General features: G+C 74.3%; 15 protein-coding genes. 4 read left to right on the top strand and 11 right to left on the bottom strand.

What is annotated here, in order from left to right; all coding sequences use genetic code 11:
- Positions 1-78: 78 nt before the first annotated feature.
- Genes IF73_RS0113225 through IF73_RS0113215 form a run of 3 tightly spaced genes read right to left on the bottom strand, consistent with a single transcriptional unit; the run spans position 79 to position 2,774 of the window.
- Entirely contained in the window at positions 79-726 is a 648-nt protein-coding gene (locus IF73_RS0113225) for a response regulator (RefSeq protein ID WP_037879101.1), read from the bottom strand.
- A gap of 38 nt (positions 727-764) precedes the next feature.
- Positions 765-1,994 (bottom strand): MacS family sensor histidine kinase, encoded by a 1,230-nt coding sequence (macS, locus tag IF73_RS0113220; RefSeq protein WP_031007040.1) that lies wholly within the window; start codon positions 1,992-1,994, stop codon positions 765-767.
- 33 nt (positions 1,995-2,027) lie between these two features.
- Complete coding sequence (locus tag IF73_RS0113215; RefSeq protein WP_031007038.1) at positions 2,028-2,774, bottom strand: lysophospholipid acyltransferase family protein; 747 nt, start codon at positions 2,772-2,774, stop codon at positions 2,028-2,030.
- A 175-nt stretch (positions 2,775-2,949) separates the two neighbouring features.
- Here IF73_RS0113215 and IF73_RS0113210 point away from each other — a divergent pair, with 175 nt between their 5' ends.
- Complete coding sequence (locus IF73_RS0113210) at positions 2,950-3,732, top strand: alpha/beta hydrolase (protein WP_031007036.1); 783 nt, start codon at positions 2,950-2,952, stop codon at positions 3,730-3,732.
- Entirely contained in the window at positions 3,725-4,378 is a 654-nt protein-coding gene (locus tag IF73_RS0113205) for a hypothetical protein (RefSeq protein ID WP_031007034.1), read from the top strand. The genes IF73_RS0113210 and IF73_RS0113205 overlap by 8 nt, the downstream gene beginning before the upstream one ends.
- A 52-nt stretch (positions 4,379-4,430) precedes the next feature.
- On the opposite strand, the gene IF73_RS0113200 is transcribed toward IF73_RS0113205, so the two are convergent.
- From IF73_RS0113200 to IF73_RS0113175, 6 genes are all read right to left on the bottom strand, one after another.
- On the bottom strand, positions 4,431-5,186 hold the full coding sequence (locus IF73_RS0113200; RefSeq protein ID WP_031007032.1) for an endonuclease/exonuclease/phosphatase family protein: 756 nt from the start codon (positions 5,184-5,186) through the stop codon (positions 4,431-4,433).
- Positions 5,187-5,257: 71 nt separating this feature from the next.
- The gene (locus IF73_RS0113195) at positions 5,258-6,199 is read right to left on the bottom strand and encodes an ROK family glucokinase (RefSeq protein WP_031007029.1); all 942 of its coding nucleotides are present in this window, start codon (positions 6,197-6,199) and stop codon (positions 5,258-5,260) included.
- A 67-nt stretch (positions 6,200-6,266) separates the two neighbouring features.
- Positions 6,267-6,773 carry a DUF5304 domain-containing protein gene (locus IF73_RS0113190; RefSeq protein ID WP_031007028.1) on the bottom strand — a complete coding sequence of 169 codons (507 nt, stop codon included), beginning with the start codon at positions 6,771-6,773 and terminating at the stop codon, positions 6,267-6,269.
- A gap of 54 nt (positions 6,774-6,827) precedes the next feature.
- Complete coding sequence (locus IF73_RS0113185) at positions 6,828-7,994, bottom strand: ArsA-related P-loop ATPase (protein ID WP_031007026.1); 1,167 nt, start codon at positions 7,992-7,994, stop codon at positions 6,828-6,830.
- Between the two features lie 104 nt (positions 7,995-8,098).
- Positions 8,099-8,539 carry an SRPBCC family protein gene (locus tag IF73_RS0113180; RefSeq protein ID WP_031007023.1) on the bottom strand — a complete coding sequence of 147 codons (441 nt, stop codon included), beginning with the start codon at positions 8,537-8,539 and terminating at the stop codon, positions 8,099-8,101.
- Positions 8,540-8,631: 92 nt separating this feature from the next.
- On the bottom strand, positions 8,632-9,399 hold the full coding sequence (locus tag IF73_RS0113175) for a metallophosphoesterase family protein (RefSeq protein WP_078868045.1): 768 nt from the start codon (positions 9,397-9,399) through the stop codon (positions 8,632-8,634).
- Positions 9,400-9,656: 257 nt separating this feature from the next.
- Between IF73_RS0113175 and IF73_RS0113170 the strand changes: the two genes are divergently transcribed.
- Positions 9,657-11,453 carry an AMP-dependent synthetase/ligase gene (locus IF73_RS0113170; protein ID WP_031007018.1) on the top strand — a complete coding sequence of 599 codons (1,797 nt, stop codon included), beginning with the start codon at positions 9,657-9,659 and terminating at the stop codon, positions 11,451-11,453.
- A 53-nt stretch (positions 11,454-11,506) separates the two neighbouring features.
- On the opposite strand, the gene IF73_RS0113165 is transcribed toward IF73_RS0113170, so the two are convergent.
- Positions 11,507-12,649, bottom strand: coding sequence for a glycosyltransferase family 4 protein (locus tag IF73_RS0113165; RefSeq protein ID WP_031007016.1), 1,143 nt, complete (start codon positions 12,647-12,649; stop codon positions 11,507-11,509).
- Positions 12,650-12,745: 96 nt separating this feature from the next.
- Here IF73_RS0113165 and IF73_RS0113160 point away from each other — a divergent pair, with 96 nt between their 5' ends.
- Positions 12,746-14,023 carry a glycosyltransferase family 87 protein gene (locus IF73_RS0113160; protein WP_031007014.1) on the top strand — a complete coding sequence of 426 codons (1,278 nt, stop codon included), beginning with the start codon at positions 12,746-12,748 and terminating at the stop codon, positions 14,021-14,023.
- On the opposite strand, the gene IF73_RS0113155 is transcribed toward IF73_RS0113160, so the two are convergent.
- The gene (locus tag IF73_RS0113155) at positions 13,984-15,321 is read right to left on the bottom strand and encodes an MATE family efflux transporter (protein ID WP_051716732.1); all 1,338 of its coding nucleotides are present in this window, start codon (positions 15,319-15,321) and stop codon (positions 13,984-13,986) included. The genes IF73_RS0113160 and IF73_RS0113155 overlap by 40 nt on opposite strands.
- Positions 15,322-15,333 lie beyond the last annotated feature (12 nt).

The following is a 15,333-nucleotide window of genomic DNA, read 5'->3' as shown; positions in this document are numbered from 1 at the left end:
CAAAGAGCCGCATACGCGCCCGAATATACGGCTCCGTCCCCGCGTCCGCCCGGCGCCCGGGCCGGTCGGCCGTCCCGGTCAGCCCTCGTCGAGGCCGCGCTCGATCGCGTACCGGACGAGCTCGACGCGGTTGTGCAGCTGCAGCTTGCCCAGGGTGTTCTGGACGTGGTTCTGCACGGTCCGGTGCGAGATGACCAGCCGCTCGGCGATCTGCTTGTAGCTGAGGCCCTTGGCGACGAGCCGCAGCACCTCGGTCTCGCGGTCGGTGAGGCGCGGCGCCTCGGGCTCCCCGGCGCCGGCGGCGGGGGCGGGCTCGGAGGCGAGGCGGCGGTACTCGCCGAGGACCAGGCCGGCCAGGCCCGGGGTGAAGACGGGGTCGCCGGCGGCGGTGCGGCGGACCGCGTCGATCAGCTCCTCGGTGCTGGCCGACTTCAGCAGGTAGCCGGTGGCGCCGGACTTCACGGCCTCCAGGACGTCGGCGTGCTCGCCGCTCGCGGAGAGGACCAGGACCCGCAGCCCCGGCAGGGTGCCGACGAGTTCCTTGCAGACCTGGACGCCCGGCTTGGCCGGCAGGTTCAGGTCCAGGACGAGGACGTCGGGGGTGGCGGCCGGGGCGCGGCGGACGGCCTGCTCGCCGTCGCCGGCGGTGGCGGTCACGTCGAAGCCGGCCTCGGCCAGGTCGCGGGCGACGGCGTCCCGCCACATGGGGTGGTCGTCGACGACCATCACCCTGATCGGCCGCTCCGCCTGGTTGTGGACCTCGTTCACTGCTCTCCTGCCTTCCCCCGTGCGCCCCGCGCCGGTCGCGGGACCTTCAGTTCGACTTCGGTGCCCTGGCCGGGGACCGAGACCAGCTCGGCCGTGCCGCCCAGGTCGCGCAGGCGCCCCCGGATGGAGAGCGCGACGCCCATCCGCCCCTCGCCCTCCGCCTCGGAGAGCCGCCCCTCCGGGATGCCGGGCCCGTCGTCCCGGACGGTGACGATGACCTCGTCGTCCCAGTCCTCGACCAGGATCCACGCGCGCGCGTCCGCGCCCGCGTGCACCCGCACATTGTCCAGGGCGGCGCCGACGGCGGCGGCCAGTTCGCGGGCGGCCGCGGCGGGCAGCGGGACGGGCACCCCGGGGTCGGAGAGGGTGACCCGGGCGCCGGCCCGCGGGGCGAGCAGGGTGCGCAGGTCGACGGGGGTGCCGTCGTCGGGCTCGTCGTCGACCTCGACGACCCGGACCACCGCCCCCTCGGACTCGTCCTCGGAGACGTGGCTGGTACGGGTGAGGCCGCCGGCGACCAGGGTGCGCAGGGCGACCTCCTGCTCGCCGGCCATCCGGCCCAGCTCGGCGGCCTCCCCGCCGAGCGCGGTGCCGCGCCGCTGCACCATGGCGAGGACCTGGAGGACGCTGTCGTGGATGTCGCGGGCGAGCCGCTCCCGCTCCCGGGTGGCGGCCTCGATCTCCAGGGCGCGGGCGAGGGTGCGCTCGGAGGCGCGGGCGACCTCGACGACGTATCCGATGGCGATGGAGGCCACCCAGACCAGGATCACGTTGTGGACGGTGTCCCGGCTGGGGTGGCCGCGCTCGATGATGTTGGCGACGGCGACGAGGGAGGAGGCGAGGCCGGCCCAGCGCCAGCCGCCCTTGATGGCGTAGGCGAGGACCGAGCCCGCGGTCCATATCGTCGGCAGCGTGGGCCCGTCGACGGACTGGGCGTGGGCGTCGGCGAGCGGGGTGAGGAGGATGCCGGTGAGGGCGAGGGTCAGGTCGGCGACGAGGAACCGCTTGGTGCAGCTGGCCGCGTTCGCCACCCTGGGGAGGGTGACGAGGGTCCAGACGCAGAGCACCGCCAGATAGCCGACGGCGATCCAGGGCCGTTCGTAGTCGTCCCGGGCGGCGGCGAAGACCAGCACCGCGTAGACCATCGTCAGGACGCGGTAGCCGGTGAGCGCCCGCCACAGCGGCTGCTCGACCGACATGCGCACGACACGCTCGCGCTTGGCCATCTCCCCCACCCCCCCGGAAAGCCCTCGTCGGGCTTACGCGCCGGACTCTTCCCGAGCGGCGATCTCGGCCTTGACGGCCTCCTTGGCCGCCTTCTCCGCCTCCGCGATCTGCCGCTTCGCGGCGGTCGCGTAGATGTCCACGTACTCCTGGCCGGAGAGCTTCATGATCTCGTACATGACCTCGTCGGTCACCGAGCGCAGGATGAAGCGGTCGCCGTCCATGCCCTGGTAGCGGGAGAAGTCCAGCGGCTTGCCGATCCGGATCCCGGGGCGCATCAGCTTCGGGACGACCTTGCCGGGCGGCTGGATCTTCTCGGTGTCGATCATGGCGACCGGGATCACCGGGGCGCCGGTGGCCAGCGCCACCCGGGCGAGGCCGCCGGGCTTGCCGCGGTAGAGGCGGCCGTCGGGCGAGCGGGTGCCCTCGGGGTAGATGCCGAAGAGGCCGCCGCCCTCGATGACCTCGATGCCGGCCTTGATGGCCGCCTCGCCGGCGCCGCGGGCGCCCGAGCGGTCCACCGGGAGCTGGCCGACGCCCTTGAAGAAGGCGGCGGTCAGCCGGCCCTTCACGCCGGGCGTGGTGAAGTACTCCGCCTTGGCGATGAAGGTGACCTTGCGGTCGAGCACGGCCGGCAGGAAGAAGGAGTCCGAGAAGGACAGGTGGTTGCTCGCGAGGATCGCGGGACCCTCGGCGGGAACGTTCTCCAAGCCCTCCACCCAGGGCCGGAAGGCCAGCTTCAGGGAGCCTCCGATGGAGAACTTCATCGCGCCGTAGATCAACTCGCCATGCCTTCCGTGTGCCGTCGTGACGACTTTATCCCGTACCGGCGGGCCGCCCCCGCTGCGGCCCTGGTCGGGTGTCGGTCCGGTCGCGTACCGTGAAGGTCCTTCCCCCACCGCCGTACGACTCCGGCGCCCCCGACGCGCCGGAGCCGCAACCGAACAGGAGACCCCGGTGCCGGTCCTTCCCGGAGCCGAGCCGTACCGCCATGAGGGCGGAGAGGTCGGCGTCCTTCTCTGTCACGGATTCACCGGTTCCCCGCAGTCGATGCGCCCGTGGGCCGAGTACCTCGCGGACCGCGGCCTGACGGTGTCGGTGCCCCTGCTGCCCGGCCACGGCACCCGCTGGCAGGACATGCAGCTCACCACCTGGCACGACTGGTACGCGGAGGTGGACCGGGCGCTGCGCGAGCTGACCGCCCGCTGCTCCACCGTCTTCGTCTTCGGGCTCTCGATGGGCGGGGCGCTGACGCTGCGGCTCGCCGCGAAGCACGGCGACGCGGTCCGCGGCATCGTCCTCGTCAACCCGGGGAACAAGGTGCACGGCCTCGCCGCGCAGGCGCTGCCGGTCGTGCGGCACCTCGTCCCGACGACGAAGGGCGTCGCCAACGACATCGCGAAGGAGGGCATGACCGAGGTCGGGTACACCCGGGTGCCGCTGCACGCCGCGCACTCGCTGCGGCAGTTCTTCCGGCTGGTCGACGGCGAGCTGCCGCAGGTCACCCAGCCGCTGCTGCTGCTGCGCAGCCCGCAGGACCACGTGGTGCCGCCGGCCGACTCGGCCCGGGTGCTCAGCCGGGTCTCCTCCACCGACGTGAAGGAGGTCCTGCTGGAACAGAGCTACCACGTGGCGACGTTGGACCATGACGCGGAGAGGATCTTCGAGGAGAGTCTGGCGTTCGTCGAGCGTCTCGCCCCGGGACTCGTGGGCGGGAAGGGGAGCAGGAGCGGTGGCTGACCAGCAGGACGGTGGCGAGCGGGAGCCGCAGCCCATCGACGAGGAGGCGGCGTGGGCCGCGATCGTCGCCGGGTACGGCGAGGAGCCCGTGGACCCGCCGGGGACGCGGCCGTTCCGGCCGATCGAGAACCTGAGGCTGCCGGAGCCGGAGGAGCTGGAGGCCCGTGAGGCCCGGGCGGCCTCGGGCAGCGACGTGCCGAAGCCGGACAAGCCGAAGCGGGAGACGCCGTCGCCGCTCGCGCCGGAGCCGGAGCCGGGCCCCGACTCGGGCGACGAGGGCGACGAGAAGCCGGCCCTCGGCAGCTCGGTCGTCTTCGCGCCCGGGGTGCGGCCGGGCGGGCCGCGCGACTACAGCCTGGCGGAGCCGGAGTCCGGGGGCGCCTCGGACGAGGGGCACTTCGTCCCGCCGGAGCCGCCGCCGCTGCCGGAGGCGGACACCACCACCAAGTTCGCCTGGCTCGCGGTGGTCGGCGGCCCCGTCCTGATGCTGGTCGCCGTCCTCCTCCAGTGGGACATGACCTGGTGGCTCACCACCCTCTGCATCGGCGGCTTCCTGGGCGGTTTCGTGACCCTGGTGGCCCGTATGAAGGGCGACGACGAGGACGACGACGGCTACGACGACCCGGGCCGCGGCGCGGTGGTCTGATCCTCCCGCGCCGCTCGGCGCCGGGCGCATCCCGGGCTTCGGCGGCCCGTGGTCAGGCCGGGGCCGGGAGCCGGACCGCCGCCAGCACCGGCAGGTGATCGGTGGCGGCGGTCAGGTCGGCGGGGTCGAGGGCGGTGGGGACGCCGCAGCCGAGGAACTCGACGCCGTCCGTCGCCAGGACGGCGTCGACGCGGCTGCGCGGGGCGGTGGCCGGGAAGGTGGGGCCGGTGCCCAGGGGGCGGGTCTCCCAGCCGTCGCGGAGCGTCCGGGTGAGCCGGGTGAAGGCCGGGCCGCCGGGGCGCTCGTTGAGGTCGCCGGCGACGATCGTGTACGGGGTGTCCAGCGCGGCGACCCGGTCGAGGACCAGCCCGGCCTGGGCGTACCGCTCGTCCTCGCGCAGGCTCAGATGGCAGCTGACCAGGCCCAGCCGGACCGCGCCGAAGCGGACGACGGCGGTGGCGAGGCCGCGCCGGTGCAGGCCGGGGGTGAGCGGCAGGAGCACGTCCTCGGTCCGCTCGACGGTGGCCCGCAGCGAGCAGAGCAGCAGCGGCCCCGCGGCGGTGGCCCCGCCGGAGAGCATGACCAGTTCGCTCTTGGCGGCGAGCCGGGCCGCATGCTTGCGCCAGCGGAAGAAGCGCGGCGCCTCCTGGACGAGGACGACGTCGGGCGCGCAGGCCCGGATCACCCGGGCGAGGGCGTCCTCGTCGTCGCGCATCGAGCGGATGTTGTAGCTGAGGATCCGGACCACGGCCGAACCGTCCGGCTCGGTACGGGAGGCGGGCAGCACGCCGGTCGCGTCGAGGGCCATGGGCCCAACATAGGCCGGATGCCCGCCCCGCCCCAGAGGGCGCGGCGGGCATCGACCGGATGGCGCGGAGGTCAGCCCTGGCGGGCCAGGTCCGCGGCGCCGACGAGGCCGGCCTTGTTGCCCAGCTGGGCGGCGAGGACCTGGGCGTGCGGGCGGTAGCTGCCGCCGATCAGCCAGCGCCGGAAGGACTTCCGGATGGGGTCGAGGACGAGCTCGCCCTCGTCCGAGACGCCGCCGCCGACGATGAAGGCGGACGGGTCGAAGAGCGAGGCGAGGTCGGCCAGGCCGGCGCCGGCCCAGCGGGCGAGCTCGCGGAAGGAGTCGATGGCGACCGGGTCGCCGGCGCGGGCGGCCTCGCTGACGTGCTTGCCCTGGACGCCCTCGGGGGTGCCGTCGCCGAGCGCGAGGAGGACCTCGGCGTTCTCCGGGGTGGCGGCGGCGCGCTGCCGGGCGTACCGGACGAGGGCGCGGCCGGAGGCGTACTGCTCCCAGCAGCCCTGGCTGCCGCAGCCGCACAGCAGGCCGTCGGGGACGACCCGGATGTGGCCGAACTCGGCGGCGACGCCGAAGCGTCCGCGGCGCAGCTTGTTGCCGATGATGATGCCGCCGCCGAGGCCGGTGCCGAGGGTGATGCAGATGACGTCCTCGTGGCCCTGGCCGGCGCCGAAGCGGTACTCGCCCCAGGCCGCGGCGTTGGCGTCGTTCTCGACGACGACGGGCAGGCCGACGCGCTGTTCGACCTTGTCCTTGAGCGGCTCGTGCCGCCAGTCGATGTTCGGCGCGAAGAGGACGGTGGCACGCTTGTCGTCGACGTAACCGGCCGCGCCGATGCCGACGGCCTCGATCTGGTGGCCCTTGCCGGCCTCGGAGACGGCCGCGCAGATGGCGTCGACGATGCCTTCGGGGGTCGGCGGGGTGGGCACCGTGTGCGTGTCGAGGATGCTGCCCTCCTCGTCGACCACACCGGCCGCGATCTTCGTGCCGCCGATGTCGACGCCGATGGTGAGTCCCATGAAGTCCCTCAGTTTTCGGTCGAGCCCCGCTAGGGCCCACCGTACCCGAGGGGAGGGGCCGTACTGATCAGTCCAGGTCGATGGGGCGGCCGGTGACGGGGCCGTCGCCGCCGTCCTCGCGGTCGTCCGCGTCGGGCTCGCGGGGGGTGTCGGCGGCCCGGCGGGGGTCGTCCTCGTCGAGGCCGGGGCCCGCGCCGGGGCCGCGGGTCCAGCGGGTCTCGTGGCCCTCGACGGCCGAGCGGTAGGCGGCGAGGAGTTCGCTGCCGGCGGCGGCGAGGTGGTCGAAGACCTGCGGGTTGCGCTCGATGACCGGCTCGACGGCGGCCTTCGCCTGGTTGACGAGGCCCTTGACGGTCTCGGCGGCCTGGGCGGCGGCGCCCGCGGCCGGCCCGCCGAACAGCGGGGCCGCGGCGCCGAGTCCGCCGGTCAGCTTCTCGGCGACGGCCTCGAAGAGCTTGCGGAACTCCTCGGCGGGCGAGCCGGGCTCCTCGCCGTGCTCCGCGCGGCGGCGGGCCTTCTCCGCCTCCAGGTCCTCGGCGCACGCCTTGGCCCAGGCGTCCGAATCGCTGCTCATGGCGTACTCCTCCGTCGCTTCCCTTCCTTCGACGGTACACGCCGGGGGCGCCGGTCAGGAGGGCTTGGGCCAGAGTCCGGGGTCGGGGGCGAAGCGGATCGCGAGGTCGCCGTCGACGAGGCCCGCGCCGGTGACGGTGCAGCGGCGCAGGGCGGGCGGGAGGGGCAGGGTGCGGCGGAAGGGGCCCGCGCCGAGCAGCAGTTCGTCGCCCCTGCGGACGAGGGAGAGCTCCCCCTTGACCGCGCCGGGCAGGGGCAGGTGCCAGACGAGCACGCCGTCCTCCGCGCGCCGGTCCTCGACGGCCGGCGCGGGAGCGGGGACGGGCGGGAGGCCGGGGCGTACGGCGGCGAGCAGGGCGAGGTCCTCGGGGCCGCGCGGGTCACGGCCGAGGTGCGGCAGCTCGTGCAGGAGGTCGCCGGCGTCGGCGCGGAGGGTCTCCAGGTGCCGGTGCTGCTGGGTGGTGAGGGCGGCGAGCCAGGGGTCCTCGGAGGCGGCGGGGAGCAGCCGGTTGGCGATGACGGCGTCGAGGGCGAGGCCCTGGAGGGCGAGGCCGAGGCGGGCGTCGCGGAGGGTGGCGGCGGCGGCCGGGCCGGGTTCGACGACGAGCCGGACGGTGGTGCCGGGGGCCTCGAGGACGGCCTGGACGGCGGCGAGCTCCCGCTCCCAGCGGGCGGTGGTCTCGTACAGCCACTGGGCGGGCATGGGGACGCCGGCGAGCTGGGCGAGCATCGGGCGGAGCGCGCGGGCGGCCTGCCGCTCGGGCGGCAGCAGCCGGCGCAGATAGCGGCGGAGCTGGGCGGGGAGGGCGAGGAGGCCCAGGGCCTCGTGGAGCGGCGGCAGGTCGACGACGGCGAGGTCGTGGTCCCCGGCGGCGGCCTGGCGGACCGCGCGGAGCAGGGCGAACGGGCGGCTGCCGGGCAGTTCGGTGAGTTCGGCGTCCTCGAACGGCGAGGCGCCGAGGAGGTCGAGGACGGTCCCCGAGCGGGCCTGGAGGGCGAGGAACTCGCGCCGGAAGTCCGCCGCGGGGTCGGGCCGCAGGACGGTGAGCGTCCCGGGGCCCGCGGCGGCGGCCGCGTCCGCGGCGGGTCCGGTGCGCTCCGGCTCGGTGTCGCCGGGGACGAGCAGCACGCGGCGGCCCGCGTGGGCCTCGGCGAGGGCGGTCGCCGTGGCGACCGTGGTGCGCCCGGCGCCGCCGGTACCGGTGACGAGGATGATCCGCATGCGGGTGACGCTATCGCGGCCCCGCGGGCGCCTCGGGCGGCGGGCGGCAGGCGGGGGGCGGCGTGGGATCCGGGCCCCGGCTCAGGCCGTCCGGCGCCGGGGCCTCACGCCTGGGACTCGACGCGCTTCTTCAGGCCGGCGAGGGCGCGGTCGATGATGACCTTCTCGGCCTTGCGCTTGATCATGCCGAGCATGGGGATCTTGACGTCGACGGTGAGCTGGTAGGTGACCTCGGTGCGGTCGCCGGCGAGCGGGGTGAGCCGGTAGGAGCCGTCGAGGGAGCGCAGCATCTGGGACTTGACCAGGGTCCAGCTGACCTCGTGGGCGCCGGTCCAGGTGTAGGCGAGGGTGTGGTCGTCCTTGATGGCGCCGGCGTCGAGGACGAGCCGGACCTTCTCGGCGCGGCCGGCCTCGTCGGTGGAGAGGACCTCGGCCTGGGTGACCTCGCCGGTCCAGTCGGGGTAGCGGGCGAAGTCGGCGATCACACCCATGACGTCGGCCGGCGCCGCCTCGATGGTGATGCTCGAGCTGGTGTGTTCGGCCATCGCGGTGGCTCCTCCACTGTGCGGTCCGGCGGAAGTCTTGAGGGCACGGACACGTGCCGGTGGAAGGCTATCGCGCCCCCGTGCCGGGCCCGTCACCACTCCAGGGCGAAGGGGCGGCCGGTGGCCGCGAAGTGCCCGACGTTGACGCATTCGGTGGCGCCGATCCGCATCCGGCGGGCCAGCGGCTGGTGGACGTGGCCGAAGAGGGCGTAGCGGGGGCGGGTGCGGCGGATGGCGTCGAGGAGGGCGCGGCTGCCCCGCTCGAAGCGGCGGGCGACGGTGTCGTAGGTCAGCTCGGGGACCTCGGGCGGGATGTGGGAGCAGAGGACGTCGACCTCGCCGAGGGCCTCGACCTTGGCGGCGTACTCCTCGTCCGAGATCTCGTACGGGGTGCGCATGGGGGTGCGCAGGCCGCCGCCGACGAAGCCGAGGACGAGGCCGCCGAGCTCGATCCGCTCGCCGTCGAGGACGGTGGTGCCGGGGGCGGCGTACTCGGGCCAGAGGGTGGGGATGTCGACGTTGCCGTAGGTGGCGTAGGTGGGGGTGGGGAAGGCGGCGAAGAGTTCGGCGTACTGGCGGCGGACGGCGGCCTCGATGGCGGTGGCGCGGTCGACGGCGAGTCCGGCCCAGAGGCTGCGGCCGAAGTCCCGGGCCTCGTCGAAGCGGCGGGCGGTGCGCAGCTCGACGATCCGGTCGGCGTTCGCCACGCCGAAGAGGTCGGGGAAGATGCCCCGGCTGTGGTCGGCGTAGTCGAGGAAGAGGACCAGGTCGCCGAGGCATATGAGGGCGTCGGCGCCGTCCCCCGCCCGGGCGAGGGCGCCGGAGTTGCCGTGCACATCGCTGACCACGTGGACTCGCATGGGCCCACCTTAGGGCGTCGGACCTGCGGTTACTTGGGAGTCGGGAAAGCTGTGGATTACTGTGCGGAGAGGAGCGTCACGCTGGTGTGACGCACGGAACATCTGGCCGGGACCCCCTATCGGGAACCACGTACTGGTGGGTAACGTCCGGGCAGTCCACAGTCGTGCTCACCCCCACCGAGCACCTGCCCGATCATGGACCGCACCGGTGCGTCACACAGAGCCGTGGCACCGGAGCCCGATGAGGAGCAGCAGTCTTGCGCGAGTTCAGCCTTCCGGCCCTGTACGAGGTCCCCTCGGACGGCAACCTGACGGATCTCATCCGCCGCAACGCCTCCCAGCACCCAGATGTCGCCGTGATGGCCCGCAAGACCGACGGCGGGTGGGCGGACGTCACCGCCGAGGAGTTCCTCGCCGAGGTCCGGGGCGTCGCCAAGGGTCTGGTCGCGGCCGGGGTCGGGGTGGGCGACCGCGTCGCGCTGCTCTCCCGCACCCGCTACGAGTGGGTGCTCCTCGACTTCGCGATCTGGAGCGCCGGCGGGGTGACCGTGCCGGTGTACGAGACCAGCTCGCCGGAGCAGATCCAGTGGATCCTCGGCGACTCGGGCGCCTCGCTGGCGGTCGTGGAGTCCGCGGCGCACCAGGCGTCCGTGGAGTCCGTCCGCGAGGGGCTGCCCGCGCTCCAGGGGCTGTGGCAGATCGAGGACGGCGCGATCGCGCGGCTGACCGAGGCGGGTGCGGAGGTCTCGGACGAGACGCTGGACGCGCGGATGTCGGCGGCGAACGCGGACGACCCGGCGACCATCGTCTACACCTCGGGCACGACGGGCCGCCCCAAGGGCTGTGTGCTGACGCACCGGGCGTTCTTCGCCGAGTGCGGCAACGTCGTGGAACGCCTGAAGCCGCTCTTCCGTACCGGCGAGTCGTCGGTGCTGCTGTTCCTCCCGGCCGCGCACGTCTTCGGCCGGCTGATCGAGGTGGCCTCGGTGATGGCCCCGATCCGGCTGGGCTGCCTCCCGGACATCAAGACCCTCACGGACGAGCTGGCCTCCTTCCGGCCGACGCTGATCCTGGGCGTGCCGCGCGTCTTCGAGAAGGTCTACAACTCGGCGCGGGCCAAGGCGCAGGCCGACGGCAAGGGCAAGATCTTCGACAAGGCCGCGCACACGGCCATCGCCTACAGCCGCGCGCTGGCCACCCCGCAGGGCCCGTCGCTCGGCCTGCGGCTGAAGCACCGGCTCTTCGACAAGCTGGTCTTCTCGAAGCTGCGGGCGGTGCTCGGCGGCCGGGGCGAGTACGCGATCTCCGGCGGCGCGCCGCTGGGCGAGCGGCTCGGCCACTTCTTCCGCGGCATCGGCTTCACCGTCCTGGAGGGCTACGGCCTGACGGAGTCGTGCGCGGCGACCGCCTTCAACCCGTGGGACCGCCCGAAGATCGGCACGGTCGGCCAGCCGCTGCCGGGTTCGGTGGTGCGGATCGCGGACGACGGCGAGGTGCTGCTGCACGGCGAGCACGTCTTCACCGGGTACTGGAACAACGAGGCGGCGACGGCCGAGGCGCTGGCGGACGGCTGGTTCCACACCGGCGACATCGGCACCCTCGACGAGGACGGCTACCTGGCGATCACCGGCCGGAAGAAGGAGATCCTGGTGACGGCGGGCGGCAAGAACGTCGCCCCGGCGGTCATCGAGGACCGGATCCGTGCCCACGCCCTGGTGGCGGAGTGCATGGTGGTCGGCGACGGGCGTCCGTTCGTCGGCGCGCTGGTCACCCTCGACGAGGAGTTCCTGGGCCGCTGGGCGTCCGAGCACGGCAAGCCGGCCGGCACCACCGCCGCCACGCTCCGTGAGGACCCGGAGCTCCTGGCCGAGGTGCAGCGGGCGATCGACGACGGCAACGCGGCGGTCTCGAAGGCGGAGTCGGTCCGCAAGTTCCGCGTCCTGGCGTCCCAGTTCACCGAGGAGGCGGGCCACATCACCCCGTCGCTGAAGCTGAAGCGGAACGTGGTGGCGAAGGACTTCGCGGACGAGATCGAGGCGATCTACAGCAAGTGAGAGGCCATGGGGAAGGGGCCCGGCGCGGATGCGCCGGGCCCCTTCCCCATGCCTTACAGCAGCTCCCGGAGCTGCTCCGCGAGCAGGTCCCAGCGCCACTTCTCCTCCACCCAGGCGCGGCCGCGCTCGCCCATGCGGGCGCGCAGGCCGGGGTCGAGGAGGAGGGTGGTGACGCGGTCGGCGGTGTCCTCGGCGGACTCGCCGCGGACGACCCAGCCGGTCTCGCCGTCGAGGACGGCGTCGGGGGCGCCGCCGGAGTCGCCGGCGACGACCGGCAGGCCGGTCGCGGACGCCTCCAGGTAGACGATCCCGAGCCCCTCGACGTCGAGGCCGCCGCGGCGGGTGCGGCAGGGCATGGCGAAGACGTCGCCGGCGCCGTAGTGGGCGGGGAGCTCCGACCAGGGGACGGCGCCGGTGAAGCGGACCGAGCCGGCGACGCCGGTCTCGGCGGCGAGCCGCCGCAGGTCCTTCTCGTACGGGCCGCCGCCGACGATCAGCAGGACCGCGTCCGGCACCTTCCGCAGGATCCGGGGCAGGGCGCGGATGAGGGTGTCCTGGCCCTTGCGCGGGACGAGCCGGGAGACGCAGACCACGACCGGGCGGTCGGTGAGACCGAGCCGGGCGCGGACCTCGTCGCCGCCGGAGCCGGGGTGGAACGTCTTCTCGTCGACGCCGGGCGGCAGCTGCACCATGCGGCCGGCGGCGGCCGGGGTGAGGGCGGAGGCGATCCGGGAGCGGGTGTACTCGCCGAGGTACGTGAGGGTGTCCGTGCCCTCGCCGATCCGCCGCAGCAGCTGCCGGGCGGCGGGCAGCTGCGCCCAGCCGGCCTCGTGCCCGTGGGTGGTGGCGACCAGCCGCTTCGCACCGGCCCGGCGGAGCGCGGGGGCCATCAGTCCGAGCGGTGCGGCGGCGCCGAACCAGACCGACTCACAGCCGTGCTCGCGCAGCAGCGCGGTCGCCCGGGCGGTGACCCGTGGTGTGGGCAACAGCATGGTGGTGCGGTCCCGGACAACCGTGAAAGGCTGTTCGGCGTCGAACAGAGCGGTGGCCTCCGCCCCTTCGCGGCCTCGCTTCCACGTGGAGGCGTAGACCACGAGCCGGTCGGGGTCCAGTCGCAACGCCATGTTGTGCAGGAACGCCTGGATTCCGCCGGGACGCGGCGGGAAGTCGTTCGTTACGATCAGGGTCTTGTGCATCGTGACAGACAGTACGTGATGGCACGCGATCGCACCCTACGCCCGGCACCACCCCCCTCCGCGCGAGCGGACCGACAGGACAGGAACAGGACAGGTATGACGGGCGCAGTGGGGATCGGCTCGCGCACGGCCGGGCGGCTGCGGGAATTGCGTCTCCCGCTCGGCCTGTGGGCTCTGACCAGGATCATCCTCCTGGTGTGCGTCTTCAAGATCGTGGTGGTTCCGGGCCCGGACGTCACGAGCGACGTGGAGCAGATCTACCAGAGCTGGTACGAGGTCCTGAAGACCGGCACGTACCCGCAGGACGACGTCACCTGGCAGTACCCGCCGGCCGCCGCGCTCGCGATCCTCTCCCCCGTCCTGCTGCCGTTCCTGAACTACTCGGCCGCGTTCTTCGTGCTGGCCTTCCTCTGCGACGCCGTGGTCTTCGGGCTCCTGGCGCACACGGGCGGACGGCCGGGCCGGTCCATGCGGGGCGCCTGGCTGTGGCTGGCGGCGGTGCCGCTGATGGGCCCGACCGCGTACGCCCGCTACGACATCATGGTCACCGCCGTCGCCGTGGCGGGGCTGCTCGCCGCCATCCGCAGCCCGCGCGTGCTGGGCGCGCTCGCCGGTTTCGGCGCGGCGCTGAAGGTGTGGCCGGTGCTGCTCCTCGCGGGCACCCCGAAGGGCCGGGCGACCTGGCACTCCTGGCCGGCGGCGGTCGGCACGGCGGTGGGCGTGCTGGTGCTGTGCATGGTGTGGATGCCGGGCTCGCTGGCGTTCCTCTCGTTCCAGAGCGAGCGGGGCACGGAGGTGGAGTCGCTGGGCGCGATGGTCTTCCACGTGGCCCGGCACTTCGGCTGGGACGGCGAGGCGCGGATGAACTACGGCTCGATCGAGTTCCTCGGCCCGGGCGTCTCCGTGGTGTCGAAGGGCGCGATGGCGCTGACGGCGGCCGCCTTCGGCTGGCTGCTGCTGTGGCGGTTCAAGGCGCGCCGCTTCACCTCCTCGACGGTGGCGGACGCGGCCTTCGTCGCGGTGCTGCTCTTCACCGCGACGAGCCGGGTGATCTCCCCCCAGTACATGATCTGGCTGGTCGGTCTCGCGGCGGTCTGCCTGGTGTACCGGTCGAGCCGGATGCGGACGCCCGCGTATCTGATCCTGTGGGCGACCGCGGTCACGCAGTTCGAGTTCCCGGTCTGGTTCTCGCACGTGACGCAGAGCGACTGGCTGGGCGTCGGCGTGCTGTTCCTGCGCAACGGCCTGCTGATCGCGGCGACGCTGATGGCCTGCCGGATCCTGTGGAAGCACACGGTCACCGAGGCCGGCACGGTCATCCCGGTCCCGGAGGGTCAGCCGGAGCGCGAGAAGGTGCTCACCGGCTCCGTCTGAGCGGCGCGGGCGGTACGGCGGTGCAGCACCGCCAGCGCGCCGCCCTGCGCGGCCATGGCGAGGGTCATGGCCAGGCAGACGCCGGGCAGCCCGAGCCCTGACAGGGCGAGGGCGAGCGGCAGCTGGAGGAGGACGCCGGCGACGGTGATCCTGGCCAGGTACGGACTCGCCCCCGCGCCTTCGAAGACCCCGGCGGCGGCGATGTACGCGCCCAGGAGCGGCAGGTAGCCGGCGAGGCAGCGCAGGAAGAGCGCGCCCGCCGCGGCCACCCCGGGCTCCGCCCCGAAGAGCAGCATGACCCCGTCCGCGCCGGCCCAGAGCGCCGCGGCGAAGCCCGCGCCGAGCGCCGCCCCGAGCAGGGCGGCGGCGCGGGCGACGGGCCCGGGCCCGCCCGTCCCGGCGCCGAGCAGGTGCGCGGTGTGGATGGCGGCGGCCTGGCGGACCGCGTAGAAGGCCATGGTGGCGACGTACATGCCCTTGGTCGCGATGCCGTAGGCGGCGGTCTCGGCCACGCCGAGCCGGGCGACGACGGCGACGAGGGCGAGCGCCCCGGCCATCCGGACGGTGAAGTCGGCCGCCATCGGCAGGCCGGTGGCGGCGGTCCGGCGCAGGGCGGCGGCGGTGCTCCCGGCGGGCGCGGTGGCCCGGGCGGCCCGGAGCAGCGGGTTCCGGCGGAGTGCGGCCAGGGCGGCGGCGAGGGCGATCGTGCGGCCGAGGAGGGTGGCGAGGGCGGCGCCCGGCACCCCGTACGCGTGGATGAGGAGCGGGTCGAGGACCAGGATCAGGCCGTTGGCGAGGAGGGCGAGCCGCATGGGGGTGCGGGTGTCGCCGGCGCCCTTGAGGACGCCGTCGACGACGTGCCCGGCGAAGAAGACGGCGGTGCCGGGGAGCGAGACGGCGAGGTAGGCGACGGTGAGGTGGTACGCGTCCCCGCCCGCCCCGCCGAGGAGGAGGGCGGCCAGCGGTTCGCGCAGCAGCCAGCCGCCGAGGGCGACGGGCGGGACGAGCAGCGCGCACAGGGCGGCCCCGCCCCGGACGGCGGTGCGGACGGCGCCGGGGTCGGCGGCGCCGCGGGCCCGGGCGACGAGCACGGTGGTGCCGGAGCCGGCCATGAGGACGACGCCGAGCAGCAGGTTCTCGACGTTGCCGGCGAGGGCGACGGCGGCGACCGCGTCCCCGCCGAGCCGGGCGACCCAGACCATGTTGACGATCCCGGCGGCGACCCCGGCGAGCAGTTCCAGATAGACCGGCCCGCCCAGCCGGACGAGCACCCGCTGATGGCTCCGCTGACTTTCCATGGCTCCCCCTCG

The sequence above is a fragment of the Streptomyces sp. NRRL F-5727 genome (assembly GCF_000719555.1).
GTDB lineage: Bacteria > Actinomycetota > Actinomycetes > Streptomycetales > Streptomycetaceae > Streptomyces.
The sequence above is the reverse complement of the archived record's forward strand: the minus strand, read 5'-3'. Positions and strand labels throughout refer to the sequence as shown.